Origin of the sequence: Fictibacillus nanhaiensis (assembly GCF_036213205.1) — a bacterium.
Lineage (GTDB): Bacteria > Bacillota > Bacilli > Bacillales > Fictibacillaceae > Fictibacillus > Fictibacillus nanhaiensis_E.
In genome coordinates, this window is sequence record NZ_JARMFC010000001.1 from 117,825 (window position 1) to 141,000 (window position 23,176).

Annotated in this window: 23 protein-coding genes; 4 read left to right on the forward strand and 19 right to left on the reverse strand. The window is 38.4% G+C overall.

Features of this window, described 5'->3' with window-relative positions:
• Positions 1 to 77 precede the first annotated feature (77 nt).
• The 4 genes from ald to P4V41_RS00565 all read right to left on the reverse strand — a co-directional run bounded on the left by ald (position 78) and on the right by P4V41_RS00565 (position 4,259).
• A complete protein-coding gene (ald, locus tag P4V41_RS00550; RefSeq protein WP_328082917.1) occupies positions 78 to 1,202 on the reverse strand; it encodes an alanine dehydrogenase in 1,125 nt (374 codons plus the stop codon).
• Between the two features lie 243 nt (positions 1,203 to 1,445).
• Entirely contained in the window at positions 1,446 to 1,607 is a 162-nt protein-coding gene (locus P4V41_RS00555) for a hypothetical protein (RefSeq protein WP_197264996.1), read from the reverse strand.
• Positions 1,608 to 1,674: 67 nt separating this feature from the next.
• A complete protein-coding gene (argH, locus tag P4V41_RS00560) occupies positions 1,675 to 3,060 on the reverse strand; it encodes an argininosuccinate lyase (protein WP_328082919.1) in 1,386 nt (461 codons plus the stop codon).
• Positions 3,057 to 4,259: an argininosuccinate synthase gene (locus P4V41_RS00565; protein ID WP_328082920.1), complete on the reverse strand. Its 1,203-nt coding sequence runs from the start codon at positions 4,257 to 4,259 to the stop codon at positions 3,057 to 3,059. The genes argH and P4V41_RS00565 overlap by 4 nt, the downstream gene beginning before the upstream one ends.
• 214 nt (positions 4,260 to 4,473) lie before the next feature.
• Between P4V41_RS00565 and P4V41_RS00570 the strand changes: the two genes are divergently transcribed.
• Positions 4,474 to 4,788, forward strand: coding sequence for a hypothetical protein (locus tag P4V41_RS00570; RefSeq protein WP_328082921.1), 315 nt, complete (start codon positions 4,474 to 4,476; stop codon positions 4,786 to 4,788).
• 157 nt (positions 4,789 to 4,945) lie between these two features.
• Here P4V41_RS00570 and P4V41_RS00575 read toward each other — a convergent pair whose 3' ends face one another.
• The 8 genes from P4V41_RS00575 to P4V41_RS00610 all read right to left on the reverse strand — a co-directional run bounded on the left by P4V41_RS00575 (position 4,946) and on the right by P4V41_RS00610 (position 11,447).
• Positions 4,946 to 5,452 (reverse strand): MogA/MoaB family molybdenum cofactor biosynthesis protein, encoded by a 507-nt coding sequence (locus tag P4V41_RS00575; protein WP_328082922.1) that lies wholly within the window; start codon positions 5,450 to 5,452, stop codon positions 4,946 to 4,948.
• An 18-nt stretch (positions 5,453 to 5,470) separates the two neighbouring features.
• Positions 5,471 to 6,301 carry an EcsC family protein gene (locus P4V41_RS00580; protein ID WP_328082923.1) on the reverse strand — a complete coding sequence of 277 codons (831 nt, stop codon included), beginning with the start codon at positions 6,299 to 6,301 and terminating at the stop codon, positions 5,471 to 5,473.
• A gap of 78 nt (positions 6,302 to 6,379) precedes the next feature.
• Entirely contained in the window at positions 6,380 to 7,042 is a 663-nt protein-coding gene (locus tag P4V41_RS00585; RefSeq protein WP_328082924.1) for a GNAT family N-acetyltransferase, read from the reverse strand.
• A gap of 143 nt (positions 7,043 to 7,185) precedes the next feature.
• Positions 7,186 to 8,373 carry an acetate kinase gene (locus P4V41_RS00590; RefSeq protein ID WP_328082925.1) on the reverse strand — a complete coding sequence of 396 codons (1,188 nt, stop codon included), beginning with the start codon at positions 8,371 to 8,373 and terminating at the stop codon, positions 7,186 to 7,188.
• Positions 8,374 to 8,578: 205 nt separating this feature from the next.
• Positions 8,579 to 9,577: a class I SAM-dependent methyltransferase gene (locus P4V41_RS00595; RefSeq protein ID WP_328082926.1), complete on the reverse strand. Its 999-nt coding sequence runs from the start codon at positions 9,575 to 9,577 to the stop codon at positions 8,579 to 8,581.
• Between the two features lie 159 nt (positions 9,578 to 9,736).
• Entirely contained in the window at positions 9,737 to 10,234 is a 498-nt protein-coding gene (gene tpx / locus P4V41_RS00600; RefSeq protein ID WP_328082927.1) for a thiol peroxidase, read from the reverse strand.
• An 88-nt stretch (positions 10,235 to 10,322) separates the two neighbouring features.
• The gene (ytfJ, locus tag P4V41_RS00605; protein ID WP_328082928.1) at positions 10,323 to 10,775 is read right to left on the reverse strand and encodes a GerW family sporulation protein; all 453 of its coding nucleotides are present in this window, start codon (positions 10,773 to 10,775) and stop codon (positions 10,323 to 10,325) included.
• Between the two features lie 3 nt (positions 10,776 to 10,778).
• Positions 10,779 to 11,447, reverse strand: a complete 669-nt coding sequence (locus tag P4V41_RS00610; RefSeq protein ID WP_328082929.1) for a DUF2953 domain-containing protein — start codon at positions 11,445 to 11,447, stop codon at positions 10,779 to 10,781.
• A gap of 153 nt (positions 11,448 to 11,600) precedes the next feature.
• On the opposite strand from P4V41_RS00610, the gene P4V41_RS00615 reads away from it, so the two are divergent.
• Positions 11,601 to 12,398, forward strand: a complete 798-nt coding sequence (locus P4V41_RS00615; protein ID WP_328082930.1) for an NAD kinase — start codon at positions 11,601 to 11,603, stop codon at positions 12,396 to 12,398.
• Between the two features lie 66 nt (positions 12,399 to 12,464).
• Here the strand turns inward: P4V41_RS00615 and P4V41_RS00620 are convergent, their stop codons facing one another.
• The 6 genes from P4V41_RS00620 to ezrA all read right to left on the reverse strand — a co-directional run bounded on the left by P4V41_RS00620 (position 12,465) and on the right by ezrA (position 20,811).
• Entirely contained in the window at positions 12,465 to 14,069 is a 1,605-nt protein-coding gene (locus P4V41_RS00620) for an amidohydrolase (protein WP_328082931.1), read from the reverse strand.
• 95 nt (positions 14,070 to 14,164) lie between these two features.
• Positions 14,165 to 15,739, reverse strand: coding sequence for an acyl-CoA synthetase MbcS (gene mbcS / locus P4V41_RS00625; protein WP_328082932.1), 1,575 nt, complete (start codon positions 15,737 to 15,739; stop codon positions 14,165 to 14,167).
• A 133-nt stretch (positions 15,740 to 15,872) separates the two neighbouring features.
• A complete protein-coding gene (locus P4V41_RS00630) occupies positions 15,873 to 16,058 on the reverse strand; it encodes an alpha/beta-type small acid-soluble spore protein (RefSeq protein ID WP_328082933.1) in 186 nt (61 codons plus the stop codon).
• 530 nt (positions 16,059 to 16,588) lie between these two features.
• A complete protein-coding gene (thiI, locus tag P4V41_RS00635) occupies positions 16,589 to 17,800 on the reverse strand; it encodes a tRNA uracil 4-sulfurtransferase ThiI (protein WP_328083453.1) in 1,212 nt (403 codons plus the stop codon).
• A 5-nt stretch (positions 17,801 to 17,805) separates the two neighbouring features.
• Complete coding sequence (locus P4V41_RS00640; RefSeq protein ID WP_328082934.1) at positions 17,806 to 18,948, reverse strand: cysteine desulfurase family protein; 1,143 nt, start codon at positions 18,946 to 18,948, stop codon at positions 17,806 to 17,808.
• 171 nt (positions 18,949 to 19,119) lie between these two features.
• On the reverse strand, positions 19,120 to 20,811 hold the full coding sequence (gene ezrA, locus P4V41_RS00645; RefSeq protein ID WP_328082935.1) for a septation ring formation regulator EzrA: 1,692 nt from the start codon (positions 20,809 to 20,811) through the stop codon (positions 19,120 to 19,122).
• A gap of 221 nt (positions 20,812 to 21,032) precedes the next feature.
• Here ezrA and hisJ point away from each other — a divergent pair, with 221 nt between their 5' ends.
• Entirely contained in the window at positions 21,033 to 21,866 is an 834-nt protein-coding gene (hisJ, locus tag P4V41_RS00650) for a histidinol-phosphatase HisJ (RefSeq protein ID WP_328082936.1), read from the forward strand.
• Here hisJ and refZ read toward each other — a convergent pair.
• Positions 21,831 to 22,517 (reverse strand): forespore capture DNA-binding protein RefZ, encoded by a 687-nt coding sequence (gene refZ / locus P4V41_RS00655; protein ID WP_328082937.1) that lies wholly within the window; start codon positions 22,515 to 22,517, stop codon positions 21,831 to 21,833. The two genes, hisJ and refZ, sit on opposite strands and share 36 nt — an antisense overlap.
• A gap of 152 nt (positions 22,518 to 22,669) precedes the next feature.
• On the opposite strand from refZ, the gene P4V41_RS00660 reads away from it, so the two are divergent.
• The gene (locus tag P4V41_RS00660) at positions 22,670 to 23,155 is read left to right on the forward strand and encodes a GAF domain-containing protein (protein WP_328082938.1); all 486 of its coding nucleotides are present in this window, start codon (positions 22,670 to 22,672) and stop codon (positions 23,153 to 23,155) included.
• Positions 23,156 to 23,176: the final 21 nt, after the last annotated feature.

A 23,176-nucleotide genomic window follows, 5' to 3' on the forward strand; every position in this document is an offset into this window, starting at 1 on the left:
ATGTTACATACCCTATTATAGAACAGAAAAAAAGTCCGATTCCAGAGAAAAGGAATACGAACTTTTTTTTGAGTTTTCTATTTGTTCGAATTTAGAATAGATACAGCATCTTTATAGTCCAGTTGATGCGACTCAGCGACCGCTTTGTATGTTACGAAGCCATCCAATGTATTGATACCTTTTAGTAGAGCTTCATTATCTAAACACGCTTTAACATAACCTTTGTTTGCAATTTGAAGAGCATACGGTACTGTTACGTTAGTCAGACCAATCGTTGAGGTTCTCGGAACAGCTCCTGGCATGTTAGCCACAGCATAGTGGAGAACTCCATGCTTTTCATATGTTGGATTATCATGTGTCGTAATTCGATCAACCGTTTCAAAAATCCCACCTTGATCGATTGCAACATCTACGATTACAGACCCCGGCTGCATGCCTTTAATCATTTCTTCAGTCACAAGCTTAGGTGCCCTTGCTCCAGGAATTAAAACAGCCCCAATAACTAATGCTGATTCTTGAACGGCGAGAGCTATATTTAGCGGATTGGATATGAGCGTATTGATCTCAACACCAAAAATATCATCGAGCTGACGAAGACGTTCTGGGTTTAAATCGATGATTGTTACATCTGCTCCTAGACCCATAGCGATTTTAGCCGCATTCGTCCCGACCACTCCGCCTCCGATAACTGTTACTTTACCGCGTCTTACACCAGGGATTCCACTAAGAAGGATACCTAGACCACCTTTTGGCTTTTCTAAAAATTGTGCTCCTATTTGAGCAGCCATTCTTCCTGCTACTTCACTCATCGGTGTAAGCAAAGGTAGTGTTCCGTTTGGCAACTGAACTGTTTCGTACGCAATGCCAACTACTTTATTATCTGTTAATGCTTTCGTTAGTTCCGGCTCTGGTGCTAGATGTAGATAGGTGAACAAAATTAAACCTTCACGAAAAAAACAGTACTCCTCAGGAAGTGGCTCTTTCACCTTCATAACCATGTCCATCGACCATGCTTGAGTTGGTGTTTCTACGATTACACCACCAGCACTTTCGTATTCTTCATCTGTAAATCCTGATCCGATTCCAGCGCCTTTTTGGACAAAGACCTCATGACCTGATGCCACAAGATTCAATACGCCTGCTGGTGTCATCGCTACACGATTTTCATTATTCTTGATCTCAGTTGGTACTCCTATTTTCATGTTGTACCCTCCCTTAATTGACATGGAAATTTTTTCTTTATTCTATAGTTAACATACCACCAAAAATCCAAAATAAAAAGTTGAATCTCAATAGAATATGAATAAAGTCAAGACAGCTATAAGGTGCCCTAAAAGGAAAAAGAACATTCTCGTTTTTGGTTGAAGAAAAATTCTGCCTTTGTTCGTGATCGCAAGAGAATAATAAAAGGATAGCTCGTGTAGTTGAGCTATCCTATACTTGTGTTATGAGAGGCTTTCTTCTTCATCAAGTTTTGTTCTTTGCTGTCCTTGATCTACTTTATCAACAATTCCACTTTGATAAGCTTCTGTTATCTGCTGATGAACGGTCATTTCACCTTCAGCATCATATTCAAGCTGTTGATTTGGACGTTTTTCATTCTCCATCATCTTTCCTCCTTCGCTTACAAGACTTTAACCATAGTTTTCGTCTTCTGAGGAAAGTTCATTTGAGCTAATTATTGGAAACGGCCATTTTTGTTTGAGCTACCTTAATCTGCTGACGAACGGCTTCAAAACCAGTTCCGCCTTCTGAATTTCGTCTTTCTACCGCGGTTATTGGAGATAGCGCGTCAAACAGATCATTTTCAACGAGCGGACACCATTCTTGATATTCCTCTAGTGACACATCTAGGAGATAGCAGCTGTTTTGAATGCAATGAAGGACCATCTGTCCCACTAATTCATGTGCTTCTCGAAATGGAATTCCTTTTTTCGCTAGGTAATCTGCAAGCTCTGTAGCATTAGAAAAGTCTTGATGAACGGCTTTATTCATCTTATCAACATGAATCTTTACTTCATTCATCATGCCCGTCATGATACTTAAGCATCCTTTAACGGTTTTTACCGTATCAAATACAGGTTCTTTGTCTTCTTGCATGTCTTTATTGTATGCAAGTGGCAATCCCTTCATTAAGGTAAGTAGGGAGATTAACGAACCATATACTCTCCCGCTCTTCCCTCGAATTAATTCAGCCATATCAGGGTTCTTCTTTTGCGGCATCATGGAGCTTCCTGTAGTGAAGCTATCACTGATCTCAATAAATCCGAACTCTTCTGAGGACCAAAGAATCAGTTCTTCACAAAAACGAGACAGATGCATCATGATCATAGATGCATTGCTGCAGCATTCAATCGCAAAATCTCGATCACTTACAGCATCTAAGCTGTTGAGATACTTATTTTTGAAGCCTAGCTCGTTCATCGTAATGTTGCGGTCGATATCAAACGTTGTTCCTGCTAGAGCACCAGCACCAAGAGGCATCATATCACTACGCTTTAAACTATCTTGTAATCTTCCTTTGTCACGGTCGAGCATCCAAAAATACGCTAAAAGATGATGAGCAAAGGAGACTGGCTGAGCACGCTGAAGGTGTGTGTACCCAGGGATGATCGTTTCTACATGTTCTTCTGCAAGATTCAACAGAGCTTTTTGCAATTCTTCTATATGATTAATAATCAATAAAGTTTCTTCTTTAACATAAAGGTGAAAATCTGTTGCGACTTGATCATTTCGGCTCCTTGCCGTATGAAGTTTGCCTCCATCCGGGCCAATCTTATCGGTTAATAATTTTTCCAGGTTCAAATGGATGTCTTCATATTTAACAGAATACGTAAGCTCCCCTTCTTCCACCTCTGACTGTAGAGAAAGCAAACCATTCTTAATATTTTCATAAGCACTCTCATCAATAATCTTACATTGATAAAGCATCTTAGCATGAGCCAGACTTCCTTTAATGTCTTGACTCGCCAATTGCTGATCAAAAGAGATGGAGGCTCCAAATTCATCTACCCATTCTTCAGGCTGTTTTGAAAAACGTCCTCCCCATAACTTCTTCACACTTTCACCTCATTTTTTTGAACCATGCTGCTTACTTTTGTAGGAAGTCCCCATAAAGAGATAAATCCTTTCGCAGCTGTATGATCAAAAGCATCATCTGATGTATATGTTGCTAGTTTTTCGTCATAAAGAGAATAAGGTGATTTTCTTCCTTCGACGATCGCATGACCTTTAAAGAATTTAACACGTACAGTACCTGTTACATGTTTTTGTGTTTCATCTAAAAAGGCTTTTAATGATGCGTTTAATGGTGAGAACCATAAACCTTCATAGATCAGTTCAGTCATCTTCTTTTCAATAATCGGTTTAAAGTGAGCGACTTCTTTAACTAATGTTAGGTCTTCAAGCTCTTTATGTGCTTTGATAAGCGTTGTTGCCGCTGGGCATTCGTAAACTTCACGGGATTTGATACCTACTAATCTATTTTCAACATGGTCGATTCGTCCAACACCATGTGCGCCTCCCCATTCGTTTAACTGATTGATCAGAACATCTAAGGTAACATTTTGACCGTTCAGTGATACAGGAACACCTTGTTCAAATCCAATCTCGACAATCTGCGGCTCGTCTGGCGTATGTTCGAGAGCAACAGTCATCTCATAAGCTTCTTCTGGCGGAGCAGCCCAAGGATCTTCCAAAATACCACATTCATTGCTTCTTCCCCATAAATTTTGATCAATTGAGAACGGATTTTCCTTTTTGATTGGTACAGGAATATCATGTTCTTTTGCATATTGAATCTCTTCTTCTCGCGACCAGCTCCATTCGCGAACTGGTGCAAGTACCTCAAGATCAGGAGCTAGTGCAGCGACAGAAACTTCAAAGCGAACCTGGTCGTTTCCTTTTCCGGTACATCCATGAGCAACGGCAGTAGCTCCATATTTTTTAGCAGTTTCAACTAACTTTTTCGCGATCAACGGTCTGCTTAATGCAGAAATGAGCGGATACTTTCCTTCATATAATGCATGTGATTGTAGCGCGATTAATGCATATTCATCAGCGTATTCCTTTTGAACATCTAGTACGATCGATTCCGATGCTCCGATTGATAGCGCCTTTGATTGTATAAAAGGAAGGTCTTTCCCTTCACCAACATCTAAGCATAATGCAATAACTTCGTATCCTTTATCCGCCAGCCACGGAATCGCAACTGACGTATCTAATCCTCCTGAGTAAGCTAAAACTACCTTTTTCCCCATATGAAATCTCTCCTTTTGTTATAGACAAAAATGAATATTTATTTATTTTTATACATTTTTGTTTATAAAAATACCATTTATGATAGTTCATACTATAACAAAAACATCACAGGGATTGCAAGGTTATTCTTGAAAATGAATAAAAATAACATTTGAACTTTTAACTACCATCAGCACCCACCCTTTTGTACAATAAGAATAGAGGTGATTTCAGTTGCAGAATGACTTTGTTTGGGATGAAAGGCTTGGAATCTTTGTTCCACATTTAAATAAAGTATGGGATAAGTACGATAGATACACTCAAGAAGCGATTATGTTGCATTGGGAAAGGATAAGAGGAAGAATTCCAGACCGAATCGGAGAGATTGAAGAGAAAATTAACGAGCTGCAAGATCAATTATCGACTGAAGAACGTTTTGAGGTCTCTTGCGAATTGAACAATAAAATTGCAAGCCTGGCATCTGTCATCAACGATCTTTGGTTATGGTATAGATTGAATCAGGGTATAACATCAAAAATACACGATTGAATCAGAGTATTCATAAATGGTTACTCTTCTTAATTAGAAGTCTTCACATAAAAATAAAGAGGATGCAAAGCCCAAATGCATCCTCTTTATTTTGTGCTGTTTTCGTATACATTGTCACTCTTTGAAAATAGTTGATTTCGCTCTTTAGAAAACAGTTTTATTTTTTTAGCTGTTGAACTACATGTGACAGCTCGGGTAGGATCAATTTTTCCATGCCAAGTTTTACAGCACCTGACGAACCAGGAAGTGCAAATATCGCTGTCCTATCCTTAACCCCCGCTACTGCTCTGCTTAGCATCGCACTAGATCCAATATCGTCTGTATAACTTAACATGCGAAAAAGCTCACCAAAACCTGGGATCTCTTTATCAAATAAAGTCGTTAACGATTCGATCGTTACATCTCTAGAAGCTATCCCTGTGCCTCCATTAAAAAGGACAACATCAATGTCTTCATTCTGTATGCCGTATTCTGCAGCATCTCGTATAGATTTCGTATCATCTTTTACAATTCTATAATCAGAAATCTTATGATGATCATTCTCTAAAAAAGCATGTATCAATTTACCGCTCTTATCTGTTTCTTCATTACGTGTATCACTAACGGTTACGATCATGCATCTAACAACTTCTGGAGCTTGAGCTTTATGTTCTTGAACACTCATGGATGCAACACCTGTTTCTTAATATTTTTCGTAAAGATATCTTTTTTGATAAAACTTGTGTGCAATTTCTGTAATTTTTCTCGACTGTTGATAGTTCATGATAGCCCCGAGTGCCATACCAAAGATCGGCAGACCTTGAGTAAGTTTCTTTCTAAGAAGGAGGATCGCCATCATCTTCACAGCTTGCTGTATCGGATGAGACATCCAGGACACATCTGCGATCACATCTTTTCCTGCATAAAAAATCGGATCTTCTTCCTCCCTGATCTCAACCATCAGTTCGTCCCACTTTTCCTGCTGAAAACGCTTTGGCATCGTTGCTGCATGATAAACTTTTAACGAACGCATCATTTCTGCAGGTCTCTGTATATCATATCCATAGTGCATCGCGATAGATTGCACAGAGCGGATTCCTAGAGCAACCATTGCAGGCAGGTCTGTACCTAAAAAGAGAAGTCCTCCTGTTCCCGCGAGTCCTCCTTGAGAAAATGACAAGAGTCTGTTTCTTGCAATCTGCTGGTCTGCCATATACGATAACTGATCGATCGAACACTTTTTTAGATCTTCAATTTCATAGATATCATCTCTAAAGACTCTTGCTTCAGACAACAGCCTTTGCTTCGTATCTAGTTGGAATTGAGAATTTTGAATAAGAGCATGAATATGAAACAGTGCAGAATCTACATACTCTCCTATCGTCTCTTGCATCTCGTCGGGAAGAAGGTCCATCTGCTTTGTTGCCCATTTTTCGTAAGTGCGGCCAAAATCCGTTGGTTCATATGTAAAAAAATCTTCTTCCCACGCATTAATTTCCTGCCAGATCTGTTCTTCACGCTCTGTTAAGGCCATACAATATCCTCCTTTAAAACCTTTTAAATAGTGTAGTATAAATCTCTCTTAAAGTAAAAAATCTAAGAATGAGCAAACTTACAGAAAAGGATTTTTCCATTCCATCAATAAAGCATGGTTAGACGATTCTTCATCCTCTATATAATTTGGTATAAGCATCAACGGAGTTCTACCACAGCGCAATAGGAAAGAAACGACTGGATCATATAGCTCTCCGGAAATCACTTTATCTGCATACTGTTGAGGGGAAAGAAGATGGGAAGCTTGAGAAAATCCGGGCATCCTACTTCCACCCAACAATCGCTCCAATTTAAGGTGAACGACAGTTTCGTACAATCCCTGCATAAGAAGCTTGCCTAAATTTAATTTTCGGTGTGATGGCCGTATACAAATATCTACAACATAAAGTGTGTTCCCATTTTGATCATGATTCGTAATATTGCCATTACTCGTTATCTCTTCCCAAGTATGCATTGGTTGATTCAAATCATAATTAACGAGTAAGCTTGTTATGGATCCAGCAATGACTCCATCGATTTCTACACATAGAGCTCCATCTGGAAAGAGCGAGATATGGTTATGCAACTGTTTATCATTCCATAATAATTCTTTTGGAAACGGAGGAGGAAAGCTTTCTTTTTGAATCGTAAGGAGTTCAGCAAAATCATTTTGTTCATAATTTCGAACTACAGCTTTTATAGTTTGATTGTTCATGTAAAGATATTGTTCCTTTATGTACATATTTGTCCTCCATCTTTTGAAAGGTGAACGCTAATTTTTTGCTCATTAGATGGTTTACGCTAAACACCTCTATATTCCTCCTTTCACCTGCATATCTAAACACAAAAAAACAGCCTTTTCCGGAAAAAAGGCTGTGTCTAAAACTACATCGCATAGCGCATTGTATCACGCGCGATCATCACTTCTTCATTTGTAGGAATTACGATAACTTTTACAGGAGAGTGAGGATAGCTGATAAATGCCTCTTTACCACGAACTTGGTTAAGAGCAGGGTCCCAATATACACCCATGAACTCTAGGCCACGAAGTACGCGCTCACGAACTGCCGTACTGTTCTCACCAATACCGGCAGTAAAGATGATCGCATCAATACCTGCCATTCTTGCAGCGTATGATCCAATGTATTTATGAATACGGCTAGCAAAAACTTCTAAAGCAAGCTCAGCACGTTCGTTACCCTTTTCTGCCTCACTTTCAATATCGCGAAGGTCAGAAGAGAATCCAGAAACTCCAAGCATTCCACTCTTATTGTTTAATACATTGATTACTTCTTCAGCACTTTGACCTGTCTTTTGCATGATGTAAGGAATCAATGACGGGTCAATGTTACCTGAACGAGTACCCATTGTAACACCTGCTAATGGTGTGAAGCCCATTGATGTATCAATCGATTTTCCGCCTTCAATGGCTGCGATACTTGCACCGTTACCTAAGTGGCATGATAAAAGACGAAGTTGTTCAACCGGACGTCCAAGAAGCTCAGCAGCTCTCTCTGAAACATACTTATGGCTTGTTCCATGAAATCCGTATTTACGAATTCCGTACTCTTCATAATATTCGTATGGAAGGCTGTATAAGAATGATTTTTCAGGCATGGATTGATGGAAAGCAGTATCAAAAACAGCAACTGCAGCTACGTTAGGCAGTACATTTTTGAATGCTTTGATTCCAACAACGTTGGCTGGATTGTGCAGTGGTGCAAGATAAGAGATCTCTTCAATTTCATGAAGAACCTCATCAGTGATTAGAACAGAGTCGTTAAACTTTTCTCCACCATGTACAACACGATGACCGATTCCTTCGATCTCATCTAGAGAAGAAATAATGTTATGTTTTACTAATTTATCTAAAAGCATCGATACTGCTTCTGAATGATCTTGGATATCTTTAATTTCTTTTACTTTTTCACCAGACACTTCGATAGTGAAAACTGAATCATTTAATCCGATACGTTCTACAAGTCCTTTAGTCAGTACTTCTTCTTCAGGCATTTGAAGCAACTGAAATTTTAAGGACGAGCTTCCGGCGTTAATTGCAATAATTTTAGCCAAAATAGCCATCTCCTTCATATTCAATGAAATAGTAGGTTGTGGAATCACACTTACATTTCACTCGAAACTATAATCCTTCCTTATTTAAACATTGACCCTTATTAATATCAAGGTTGTAAAACGCTTACACCTTATATTCATGCAATTCAGACTTGAATCCGTTTGCAAATCCATGAAAAAAACAGCATAGGATAGACCCACGCTGTTATTTTTCACGTTCCCACTCTGTTTTAAACCATTCATTTATCTGTTCCATAACATTTCCTAATCCATTCTTATTTGAGAAGGATGGAAGCTGTGCCAACATCGCTTGTTTAGGCTTTATCACACCTTCTCCATTCTTTTGAAGAATTAGGATGCTTTTTGCATGCACGGAGGACTTGAATAATGATTCAGGTAGTTGAAGAAGACCAAGTACGGTTACTGATTCCTTCATCCAACCTGTGAACAAATCAGCTTGTTCACTTTCAAATAGGTTGTTCGGCACGATAAAAATCCCAATTCCTGTTTCTTTCAAGTGATGAACCGCTTGCTCAATGATTAAGTGATGTGCATAAGTATGTCCTTCTTTTTCATGAACTTTAAAGGCTCTTGCTGTTTCGTCGTCTGGATAATATCCTACAGGCAAGTCGGCTACTACCACATCAACAGGATCTGCATAAAGTGGTTTTATCACATCTTGGTGAAAAAGCTCTAGTTTATGTTTTTGGATATTTGCATTGACCCACGCTAAACGTAAAAGAGTTTCGTCCACTTCAACTCCAAACGATACACACTCTTTGTCCTTCAACTGATTCATAACAGCTGTTAACAAGTTACCTGAACCGACTACAGGATCTAACAATGTAAGGTTTTCGGATTTTTTCATGAATTTTTGAACGAGGTATCCTGCAAAAAGTGCAACCGCATCTGGCGTCATCGCATGATGGGGCTGAACAGCTTCTTTCATACCTTTTAGTACAGCCAACTGAAAGGCTTTACGCGTTTCTTCTTTGCCGAATTCGGTAACATTCACTTTTTTGTATTCATCTGTTAATACAGTTGATAATTCTTTCGGGTATTCTTTTGGTATCTCCTGAAAGAACAGATTTTCTCCTGATTCTACAAGAGCGTCTAAATAAGGCAGTTCAAGTTTATCCTTAATTGCCGTAGCTGTGTTATCTAGAACAACAAATAGCTTTTCTACATCTTTAAAAGAACTCATCTATAGCTTCCTCCTAAGTTTTCACAGGAAACATTTTAGCAAACTACGTACGGTATATACAATCATTAACTTCTACCATTCATAAAATGGAAGGTATGAGCAGAAAATGAACAAAAAAATCTCCGGTAGTTGAAAGCTGTACCGGAGATGTGAGAATACTTATTTTGCTGCTTTTGCTGCTTCGATTGCTGCTTCGTAGTTTGGATGGCTCGTTACTTCGTTCACATATTCTACATAAGTAACTTTATCAGAGCTATCAATAACAAATACGGAGCGTGCAAGAAGACGAAGCCCCTCGATCGCAACACCGTATGCTTTACCGAATGAAAGATCACGGTGGTCAGATAGAGTTTGAACATTTTCAATTCCTGCTGCAGCACACCATCTTTTTTGTGCAAAAGGCAAGTCCACTGAAACCGTTAATACTTTAACGTTATCAAGCTTAGATGCCTCTTCATTAAAACGACGAACTTCAGCATCACATACGCCTGTATCTACTGAAGGAACAGCAGCGATCAAACGTACGCTACCTTTTGAATCTGCAAGACTAACTTCAGACATGTCATTTGCCAACACTTTAAAATCTGGAGCTTGGTCCCCTACTTTTACTTCATTTCCTAGTAATGTAACTGGTTTTTCTTTAAATGTTACAGCCATGCTTACTCCTCCTTTAAGGTTAAATTATGTACTTCCCCTTTCATCTTAAAGCAAGCCAGAAAAAAAAGCTAACGAGATGTTAGCTTTTTTAAAACTCATGTGTTTGTGTACTTGATGGCCCATGATTGTTCTTGTTCTTGCTCATAAGATGCTGCAGCTTGTCAATCACACCAGGTGCTAGATCTAAGATTCTTTCGTAAAGGTGCGTACTATTATCTAAGTGAATCGTCTTGATCCCTGTATTACTTACTACTAAAAATGCAATCGGAGTGATGGAAACCCCGCCTCCACTTCCTCCACCAAAAGGCATCTCTTTTGATTGACTAGAAGAACCTTGCTGTGTAGATGAATTACGGGATTCTTCCTGTCCTCCGAATTCACTTCCACCTGCAGCAAATCCAAATCCAACTTTTGATACAGTAAGTATGACACTGCCATCTGGTGTCTCCACAGGATCACCAATAATCGTATTTACATCAATCATTTCTTTTAAGTTTTCCATCGCGGTTTTCATTAAACCCTGGATTGGATGTTCACTCATTTTTTACATGCCTCCAGTCATATATTCAGAATTCACCTTAGTCGAACGTCTTACTATTCGCCAGGATTTTAAGATTTTTAACATAACGACAATAGCATGCCCGATTTTGAATGAAATCATACAAGAAAAGCGCGTTTCACTATGCATTCCCTGAAAAACAGGTACAACAGAAACATTCGGAGATTCTTCAAGTTTAAAAAACGTATTCATCACTTGTATCCCTATCCCTTTGAAACTCCATAACACACCTGCTGCTATGGCAGACGAAGATGCTTCTCCGAGTCCGATTGCACTGTGCCATTCTACTTTCTTCACTCTCATCTTCTTCAAAAATGCTGCAAATATCTGATAAAAATGGTTAATATGATTTAACATCTGTTTAAATGATTTATATTGATTTTTTATTTGTGAGAACGTAATCTTCTTCTTTTCCTTTTTCTGTCCAAGTGTCGTTTGTTTTTCTTCTCTTATCTTTAGGGAGTGATCTTGAGCATCCACCATTATTAATGGCACATTCAATTTATATTTTAAAAAATGATACATTTTAAAATTGATTTGAATGTTAGTATTATCATTTCGATGAACGAAATAAATGGAGATGTGGATCGTAGAAAAACTTATCACGATTAATAAAAATAGTAAGATACCAATTATGATTGTAACCCAAACCATACATGCTCTCCCCTTCTGTTATCTTTTCATTATGGGCAGAGGTCATTCAATCTAAACCTTATGATGTCTGTCTGTTACAATGGAATTAAGAATTTGATCTCATCACTCAGAACAAAATAGTGAAGCAGAGAAATTTAAGGGAGGAAAGCAATTATGGCGGTTCGTAATAAAATTTTCTTTTTTTACAAAAAAGAAGAACGCACTTTAGAAAAAATCAACTCATTACTATCATTAGCCATAAAAGAGGGATTTGAAGTAGTGGAAGATGATAAAGAAGCAAACATCATAGCTAGCATCGGTGGTGATGGCACCTTCTTACAAGCAGTCCGTAAGACTGGTTTCAGAGATGATTGTCTTTATGTAGGTGTCAGCACACTTGAGAATGAATTTTATTGCGATTTTCATATTGATGATCAAGCAGGTATGATAAATGCGATGAAAAACGAACAGGTCGAAGTGCGAAAATATCCTGCACTATCTGTAACCATTGATGGACAAGGGTCGTTTTTCTGCTTAAACGAATGTTCTCTTCGTTCTTCTATTATTCGAACTCTAGAGATTGATGTCTTCATCGATGATCTATATTTTGAAACCTTCCGTGGGGATGGAATGATCATATCGACACCTACAGGTAGTACCGCATATAATAAGTCAGTTAATGGTGCGGTCGTTGACCCGATGCTCGCATGCTACCAAATCAGTGAACTCGCTTCATTAAATAACAATCATTATCGTACGCTAGGTTCATCGTTTATACTCAGTGATAACCGGAAAATGACATTAAAGATAAAGCATGATAACAGCCACTATCCAATCATCGGTATGGATAATGAAGCAATGAGTATTAAACATTGTGAAACCTTGAATTTTGAACTTACGAATAAAAAGATTAAGACCGTAAAATTAAAAGACAACTCATTTTGGCATAAAGTAAAAAGAAGTTTTTTGTAGAATATAAAAACCAGAAAAAACAGCCTGCATTTAATTTAACAGCAGACTGTTTTTTCTTACTCTATTTTATGATTTGTCGTTCTCACCGGTATTCTCATAGACGATATCACCGTCCACAATCGTAAACATAACCTTTGACTCTAAAATCTCATCTTCTGAAATAGAGAATAGATCTCGATCTAGAACCGTAAAATCAGCGAGGTATCCTTCTTTAATCATACCTTTAACATGCTCTTGCATGATGGCAGAGGCACTTCCGATTGTATATAAAGATATCGCTTCAAACATCGTTAATTTTTGCTCTGGGACGTAACCTTCATGAGTCTCCCCTGGCTTTCTTCGGGTTACTGCAGCAAATATCCCAAGAAGCGGATTCACCGGTTCAATTGGAGCGTCAGAGCCCCCCGCACAAATTAATCCTTCATCAAGCAATCTTCTGAAAGGAAAAGCATTTGGAATTCGTTCCGTACCAAGACGTTCAATCAACCATGGAAAGTCTGATGCTACAAATCCTGGTTGTATATCTAATATGGCAGGTAGTTGTTTCATGTCAGCAATTAATTCATCGTCTACAAGTCCAACATGAATAAGACGATCTCTACCTTCCTTTGCTGGTTTGTGCTTTATCGCTTCAATCGTTTGCTTCAATGCCATATCACCAATCGTATGTACAGCCACATTCATATGATGATCCCTCGCCTTTTGAACAAGTTTTGCGAGTTCGTAATCTCCATGTATAGACACTCCTGAAGTTTCCGGCGCATCATTATATGGGTGAGATAGCCACGCGGTTCGCCCTCCAAAAGCTCCATCTGCAAATATTTTTAAAGCTCCATATTCAACAAAAGGCAGCTCATACTCCTTTTTAACATTCTTAAAGTCTTCAAAAGCTTCATGATGAACCAATAGATGAGCTCGAAACTTAATCTCTTCTCCATCAATGACAGATCGATAAGCACTCAACGGTCTTTCTACATACCCGTAATAGCTTAAGTCTTCCGAATGACCTCCAGTTAATCCTAATGAAAGCAAATGCTTTATAGAGGTTTTTAAGGCTTGATTCAAATAGTTCTGTGAACCCTCTGGCACAACTTTCTTTACAAGTTCTGCGGCACTATCATGTAAGAGCCCTGTCGCTTCTCCATCTTTATCTCTTACGATAATCCCACCTGGGGGATCGATCGTCTCCTTAGTTATACCTGCCAATTCTAACGCTTGTGTGTTCGCTAGAAATGCATGCCGACACACTCTTGATAAAAGAACAGGTCGTCCTCCTGAAATCTCATCTAATTCTTGCCTATGAAAAATCTTACGGTCAATAAAATTGTTTTCATTCCATCCTTCTCCGATCAACCATTCATCCGATGGAAGTGTATCCGCTTTTTCTCGAAGTGCATGTTCCATCTCTTCAGCAGAAGTCAATTCTGAGAGATCAAGTTTTATCAATTTTTCACCATGACCGATCAGATGCAGATGACTGTCCACAAATCCCGGATACATGACGTTCCCATTTAGATCAATCCTTTTTGTAATATGCTCACTAAACGTATCTGATAAATGTATTTCCTTTCCTGTTTTAATGATATGACCATTCTCCACGTAAACAGCTTCAATATATTCACCTTCGTTTGCCATCGTATAGATTTTTCCGTTATAAAAGAGAGTCCCCAATTTATTTGACCACCTTTACCCATCTTCTTTTAAAAGTAGTATAACTTAAAAACCAAGCAAAAAAGCAGATAAGGTATCTGCTTTCTCCTTAAAAATCATCTTGATTTCGATGCTTCTAACTGACGTAGCTCGATACGTCTAATCTTTCCTGAAGTTGTCTTTGGAAGATCCTCAACATATTCTATGGATCTTGGGTATTTATATGGAGCTGTAAGTTCTTTTACGTGTTCTTGAAGTTCTTTTGTTAAGGCCGCGTTTTTCGCTGATTGATCTCGTAACACAACAAACGCTTTGACAATATGACCACGTATTTCATCTGGACTTGCTACTACCGCACATTCTTTAACAGCTGGGTGTTTAACAAGCGCATCCTCTACTTCAAAAGGACCAATCGTATACCCTGAGGAGATAATGATATCGTCACCTCTGCCTTCAAACCAAAAATAACCTTCAGCATCTTTTTTCGCTTTATCACCCGTCACATAATAGTCACCACGGAATGCCATCATCGTACGATCTTGGTCTTTGTAATATTCTTTAAACAAAGCAGGACAGTTTTTATGAACGGCAATATCCCCAACTTCTCCAGCTGAAACTGGTTGTCCATTCTCATCAATAACATCAACATCGTTTCCAGGAGTTGGCTTCCCCATTGAACCTGGCTTGATCTCCATTCCCTCCATCGTACCGACTAATAACGTATTCTCTGTCTGCCCATACCCATCACGCACTTTGATGTGGAAGTATTTTTCAAATGTATCGATCACTTCACGGTTAAGCGGTTCGCCTGCCGATACAGCACTTCTTAGATGCGGTAACTTGTATTGATCTAAATTGTCTACTTTGGCCATTAAGCGGTACTCTGTAGGTGTGCAGCATAATACAGAGATCTGTTGGTCTTGCAATAGTGTTAAATATTTGGTTGGATCAAACTTACCTTGATAAACAAATCCGGTAGAGCCTGTGCCTAATGTTGATAAGAAAGGGCTCCAGATCCACTTTTGCCAACCTGGTCCCGCAGTTGCCCAAACTTTGTCACTTTCCGAAATGTTTAACCAGCTTTTAGCAGCAGTACGAATATGAGCATATGCCCATCCGTGTGTATGAACGACACCTTTTGGCTGACCTGTTGTACCAGATGTGTAAGATAAAAAAGCCATGTCATCCTTTGCCGTTTCAGGAGCTTTATAGGAAGCGCTTACATTATTCGTTATCGCTTGCAAGCTTAACCAGTTATCTGTTTCCCCGTTAGCACTAATTTTGTATGTAAGAGTAGGCAGCGTATCTTTGATTTCATTAACTTGTTTTGTAAATCTGTAGTCGGCAATAATTGCTTTCGCCTCACTATGTTGGACGCGGTAGCTTAGGTCCTTTGCTCGTAACATTTCAGAACAAGGAATTACAGAAATTCCTGCTTTCAAACAGGCGATATACACAGCATACGTTTCGATTAATCGAGGCATGATGATTAGAACACGATCACCTTTAGCCAACCCTAATTCTTCAAGTGAATTCGCAATTTGATTGGCTCTGTCTAATAAATTTTTATATGTAATCTCCTCGATCACGCCTTGTTCATCCATCCAGATTAACGCCTTTTTTTCTGGATTTAAAGCATACTTTTCCATTTCTTCTGTTAAATTATAAATGTTTGGAGCAATCAAATTCATTTTCTTCACCCTTTCGATTGTTTCATGTTGATTTTCTCCATTATAATATATTTTTGAAAATTTTTAAAATTTAGTCATACTACGACAAAAATAAAAGGAGCGGGGACAACCCGCTCCGTTAGCCATTTACTATTTATTTAGAGTATCCACCTAGAGCTTGAGCTACTAGACGCTTAGTGATTTCTCCACCTACAGATCCGTTAGCACGTGCAGTTGAATCTGGTCCTAGGTTTACACCCAATTCAGAAGCGATTTCATACTTCATTTGGTCTACAGCTTGTTGTGCACCTGGTACTACTAATTGGTTTTGGTTTGCCATGTTGTTTCACCTCCTTTGTACTAATAAGATGTGTCTAAATGGCCGATTCAATTCTTGGAAATTGTTGTGTGTGTTGCCATTTTAGAATATTAGTTAGGAAGAATGCTTATGAAAGTAGTTGATTTCTACTCCAGGTTGCACGCTTTCCATGGGGCGAACGGTGAGCCTCCTGCCGCTTTGCGCCATTAGGAGTCTCCACCTGACCGCTCGTCCCATAGGAGTCGGCAACCTTGCGCTCCAATCAACTTGCCAAGAAGAGACAATCAAAATGTAACAGCAACAGCTCTTGAATGAAACCGAAAAAAGTCTACACAATGTGCAGACTTTTTCACCTGGGTCATTTCTTTTCTCTTCATTGACAAGTTGATTGAAGTGGAAGATGCGAGACTCCTGCGGGACAAGCGGTCAGGTGAGACACTTATACGTGAAACGTACGAATGTGGCTCACCGCCTGCCCCGCGGAAAGCGAGCATCTGTAACGGAAAACAACTACTTACATGGACAAACAAATTAAGCTATAAAAATGACCTCTAGAGCAAATCATCAAACGTTTCGTCCGTTGATTTCCCTTCTTCAAGAATCAGCGTCTCAACGTCATTAACCGCTTCTTCGATCAACTCTTCAAGATTTTCAATATTTTTCTCAAACCGAATAGCTTTCTCACGTTTCGGCTTAGTTTTTGGTGCAGATGGCAAGAAAATTGTACAGCAATCTTCATAAGGACGAATTGAAATATCATATGTTCCAATTCTTTGCGATATATTCATGATCTCAAGCTTATCCATTGTAATAACGGGGCGAAGGATCGGCATGTTTGTTACTTCATTAATCGCATACATGCTATGCATCGTCTGACTTGCAACTTGGCCAAGGTTCTCTCCGTTCGCAATAGCCATCGCATGGTTGTTTTCCGCTAATCGTTCAGTGATCCTTAGCATGACCCTTCTCATGATCGTCATGCTATAACTAGATGGAATTTTATCCTTGATCGTTTGTTGAATTTTTGTAAAAGGTACAACATGAAGCTTGATCTTGCCTCCGCTATAGCGAGTGAGCTCTTGCGTCAGATCGACTACTTTTTGTTTTGCTCGTTCACTTGTAAATGGCGGACTATGAAAATGAACACCTTCAATACGAACTCCACGCTTCATTGTTAAATATCCAGCTACTGGACTGTCGATACCACCTGAAAGCATAAGCATCGCTTTACCGCCCACACCAATCGGCAGACCGCCAGCTCCTTCAAAAGATTTTGAGCTAATGTAAGTTCCTGTATCTTTTACTTCCACTTTTACATTTACATCTGGTTTATGAACATCGACAGTTAACCCTTCCGTGTTTCTTAGAAGGTATCCCCCAACTTCTTGGTTAAGCTGCATCGAATTAACAGGGAAAGACTTTAAAGAGCGTTTACCAGTAACTTTAAACGTCTTCTTTCCTTCCATCGCTTCATTAAGAGCGATTAACGCTGCTTTCTGGATCGCTTCTAAGTCATTTTCAGATCTTACAGCTAAACTGATAGAATGGATTCCGAATATATCCTGTAGTGTTTTGACGATCGGCTCATAAGATTGTCCGTTTAACTCAATCACAATTCGGTCAAAATGTTTTGCCATATTTAAACCCTGATATGGTCGCATTTTTCTTTTTACTGTTTCAAAAAGCTGTGATTCGAAATGTCTTCTGTTTTTTCCTTTTAGTGATAACTCACCATAACGTACGACTAAATGATCATAAATCATCTTCATTACCTCATTACCTTCTTAATATTTATTAGTTCTTCTTTTAATATCTCTAATGCCAGTTCTGCTTCTTTCAATGTGTTTCCATAAGAGGTACTCAAACGAATGGCCGTTGAAGCACGATTTTCTCCTAACCCCATCTCTAGTAAGATACGGCTAGCTCCACCTTGTTTTGACGAACATGCAGATCGAGTAGATACATACACATCTCTTTTATCAAGGGAATGGATTAACACTTCTGGTTTGATACCCTTCACTGAAAAATTAATAATGTGAGGAGCTGAGTACTTCATAGAAGTATTGATGTCTATTCCATCTATGCAATTTAACTCTTCAATTAAGAACTGTTTAATCTCAAATAAATTTTCTTTCTTTTCCTGCATCTCTTGAAGAATTAACCTTAACGCTTTTGCCATAGCTACAATACCTGCAACATTTTCAGTTCCGGCTCTTTTCTTTAATTCTTGTTCCCCACCAGTGAATAAAGAAGAGACACTCACACCGTTCTTCAGGAACAGAATTCCATTTCCTTTTAAACCGTGAATTTTATGTGCAGATATCGTGCATAGATCAATCCCCCACTCTTTTAGTGGCAGGTCAACCTTACCGACACCTTGAACATTGTCGACATGGAAAAAAATCTTCGGATGCTCTTTCAAGATCTTACCTATCTCTTGAATAGGTTGAATGGTTCCCGTTTCGTTATTTACATGAATAAGTGAAACAAGAATCGTATCTGGCCGGATCGAACGCTCCAGTTCTTCTAATGAAATCAAACCGTTGTGATCTACTGGAAGATACGTTACTTCGAAACCTTGTGATTCAAGATATTGAAAGGATTCATGACTCGATGCATGCTCAACAGAAGATGTTATAAGGTGTTTACCTCGATTTTGATGTTGAAAAGCAATCCCTTTGATCGCAATATTGTTGCCTTCTGTACCACCAGAGGTAAAAACGACTTCTGTTGACGCAACCTCCAGTAACTGAGCAATTGACTTTCTGGCCTGACCAAGCAATTTCTCAGCTTCGCCTCCTTTTGAATGAAGGGAAGATGGATTGGCAAAATACTTTTCTGACACCGTAACGAACGTATCAAGTACTTCCTTATATGGCTTTGTTGTTGCACTATTATCCAAATAAATCATTGTTGAATCCTCCAATTATCCATTCCAAACCGTTCTAAAACACACATTTCATTATCATACCATAATTTAGCTATCGTGCACATCTCCACTTACTTCCTAGTTTTGTTAACTCACTAAAATAAATTTCTTTTAAACAGCAAAAAAACTGCAGGAATTGAATCCTAACAGTTTTTATACATGTGACTTTAAATTGATTTCCATCTCTTTAAGGATTCCAGGTCTAACACTTTCTATCGCAGAAGCTGCAATCTCAAGAGCATCTTCATACTGATAATTTCGAAAAGCGATCTCTGCTTCAATCAATCGAACGGAAACAGATTGATAAGAACTTCTGAATCTATTTCCGTACTGTATGAGCTTCTCTGCTAAGAAAGCATTCTCAATCATCTTAGAAGTTTCATCGTAACCTTCGTTTACTGCTTCGTGAGCTTTGTTTAGCACATAAGAAACATCTGACATTTCAAGAGGTTTCTCATCCAGCTTTTTAGAAACTTCAATGATATATTCTTCTGCCTTCCCGATGGTGATCAAGTAGTGTTCCGGTAGTCCAGGAAGGTTGCTCTTTTGTACCATTCTTCTTGCTTCGAGCAATTTCTTTCTTAGCTCTCTTAAGCTTTGTTTCGTTTCAAGCTCATCTTTTCTTAAGTTATGAAGCATTTCTTCATATACTTTTTGAGAACGTTGCAGCTCTTCCATCTGTTTTTGCATCTCTTCCATCATTTCGCGGATAACAGAATAAGACTCTCTTTTTTCGTCTATTGAATCTTCAATGATTAAGAAACGGCTCTGTAGCTTATGAAACAGTTTTTCAATTTTCTTTTGCATCTCTGCTTCATTTTGTTCGATTAAATAAGTTGAAGAAACAATTTGAGTCTCTTGCTTTAAATTCTCAATTCTATCTTGTAGATCTTGAATAGAAGTGAAAAACACTTCTCTTTCACTGATTACAAATTGTTTAGAGTGCACTTCGTTCTCAAGCATTTCATAGAGCTGATCCATTTTCTGTACCGTTTCGTCCATATCTTTTTGAGCACTCTCAAGCTCCAGATCTAACACTCGGTTCAGTGCTTGTTCGTTAAGATCTTTCAAAGAACTGATTTCTTTTTCGATACCGATATGATGTAGAACGTAGCCTTGCTGTTCCATCTCAGTAAAACCTGCGCTTAGTTCTTTCAGTGAATTTGGTATATCAGACTGCAGGATCACAAGAAGTTCAGGAACACCCTGCATCTTTGTTTTACAATCTGAAATACGATTTAAACTTTCTACAAGTCTTTGTCTAGCCTCTAGATGGCTTCCTTGTACAGTTAATGATTCAAAGGTTTCAATCAACGCTTTGATCTCGTCCAGCTCTTTGTCAAAAATAGGTGCTGTCTGTCCAAGAGCACGGATATGTGTTAAATAGTACTTCTTTGTTTCTTGAAGTTTTTCTTTCGCTTCAACGATTTCTTCTCGATTCAGTTCCTCACTCGTAACTAATTCATTGATCTCAGAAGTAATCTCTTTAATTCTCATATCAACTTTTTCAAGTGATTGAGTTACACCAGCTAAAATAGATTTAGCTTTTTTAAAACGATACTTATCTGTATACTCCTCAGCATCAAATAAATCTTCTTCTAAATTAGGAAGTTGAGTCGTTACCATCTCATCCCATTCTTGACGCCACATTTCAAATTTTTCTTCCGTTTCACCAATCATCGCCATACCCTTAACTTTTGAAATTTCTTCTGTTAATGGGCGATTCATAATTTGCATCTTCCATGCTTCAAGTCGATCTATTTCTTTATACACTCTTCGGCGTGACATGGCACCGTACAGGATCAATGCTAGGAATGTAACGATGGCAATGACTATGTATATCATCAGAGGCACCCTTTCTATCTGTTCAAATTCTATATTGCCTATATTATGTATTCGTTTGTTTATATCACTTTAATGATTATATTTAATTTTTATTTCTATAAAATTGCAGTTTAATGCTTTTATGATAACATGTAAACAAACATTTGACGCAAAAAAATTGCATAATCTGATAATTTTTTTCCAATTTAATGAAGATTTTGTCGAAAGGAGGAGTAAGAAAGATGTACTATGATGGACATGTCCACACGCCTTTTTGCCCGCATGGGTCTACAGACACATTTGAAATGTATATCGAAAGAGCTATCTCTTTAGGCGTGAAGGGTATTACCTTTGCAGAGCATGCACCGCTGCCTCTTTCATTTAACGATCCTGCTCCAACGAAAGATAGTAGCATGACATATGAACAACTAGGAAGATACTTTGACACGTTGAGGGAAGTTAAGAGGTATTACAAAAGTAAAATTGAGATATTTACTGGTTTAGAAATAGATTTTATCGATGGATATGAAGAGGAGACAAACACGTTTCTTAAAGAAGTTTGGCCAGAGCTCGATGATGCCATTCTCTCTGTTCATTTTCTTAAGGTCAAAAATAAGCACTTCTGCATGGATTACGATGAGAACGTTTTTAGAGAATTGATTGAACAGTCAGGTAGTCTTTCTGCTGTCTACTCCCTCTACTTTCAAACTGTTAAAAAATCAATTAGTCATTCATTTGGAGTGCACCAGCCAAAAAGGATAGGTCATATCACATTAGCGAAGAAGTTTCAGACACTTTTCCCTCCAGATTTTAGTTATGAAAAGGAAGTAGAAGAAATTTTAACAATCTTGACTGAACGTAATATGTATCTCGATTATAACGGAGCAGGCGCAGTTAAGCCTTATTGTTTGGAGCCTTATCCTTCTAATTGGATCGTAAAAGAGGCACAAAAAAGAAAGATCCCTCTCGTCTATGGGTCTGATGCCCACAGTGCTAAGGGACTCGGTCAAGGATTGGATCAATTAGAAACAACAGCAACTTTAACTTCCCCATTTCTCTTGAATAGAGCCAAATAAAGGCTTTTGAACAGCAGAAAGTAGGGGGTTTTTTCTTTCAGGAAGACAAACACATTTATCAAACCAGTTCATCATCCATTTTTTATAAGGTTGAATGAACGTCTCTGTTTCAGCATTTATCTGATACACCTCAGCTAAATATAATGGATGCAAGAACGGAAGCATCATCATATCCTTGAACTGAATGCTTAAAAAGTCCACAGGCTGCCTTCTGAATTCCTTTTTCTTCATCCCTTTTTCGAACAGAGTTTGCAAAAAGTACTTTTCCTTAATTAAGTAAGTTGACATGAGTTCACGAACTAATGTTGAATCAAGCGTCATTTCGCGATAAACAAATCGTGCTAGAGGAAGGTTTCTTTGTTGATAGATCAGCAAAGCTTCTACCACTTCAATAAAACTTCCTTTAACCGTTGGGGAACTCGAAGTATGATATATGATTTCAATCCTTCTAATATAGCCTTCAAAAAATGAAGTGATCAATTCTTCGAGAAGCCCTTTTTTACCTCCAAAATGATACGAAATTAATGCTAGGTTGACTCCTGCTTTTTTAGCTATTTGCCTAACAGTCGTTCCTTTGAAACCTTGGCTTGTAAAAAGAGCAATCGCTGCTTCCGCTATTTTAAGTTTCGTTTCCATCGGATCTGCCTTCATTTTCTTCCACCGTCCTTCCCTCTTGTATAAAATTCTTGGACGAGAGACATAAACCTTTAATAATCGCTCGACAAATAAGGGCTTTTGGGTGTATAGTTCAACATTATTTGATAGGATAGAATAAACAATTTATCAAGTTAGGAGGAATCTTGATGTTTTCCGTTCAGCAATATAGCACAGACAGAAATGAAGGGTATTCTCTTCTGTTGAAACAACTTTCTGCTTTACTAGAAGGTGAAAGAAATACGACTGCAAACCTTGCAAACGCCTCTGCTTTATTGAATCAATTCTTAGACAGAGTAAACTGGGTTGGTTTTTATACTCTTGAAGAAGAGACGAAGCAATTAGTTCTTGGACCCTTTCAAGGGCTGCCAGCTTGCGTAAGAATACCGCTTGGAAGAGGAGTTTGTGGAACTTCCGCTCAAAATCAAGAAACATTAGTAGTAAAGGATGTTCATGAGTTTCCTGGACATATCGCCTGTGATGCAGCTTCTCAATCCGAGATCGTTGTTCCGTTAGTTAAAAACGGACAGCTGTTAGGTGTTCTAGATATTGATAGTCCAGAGAAAGAACGATTTGATGAGATCGACAAAGAGAACTTAGAAAAGTTTTGTGAGGTTTTACTTCGATATATCTAATTTCTCTTACCTATTAACGAA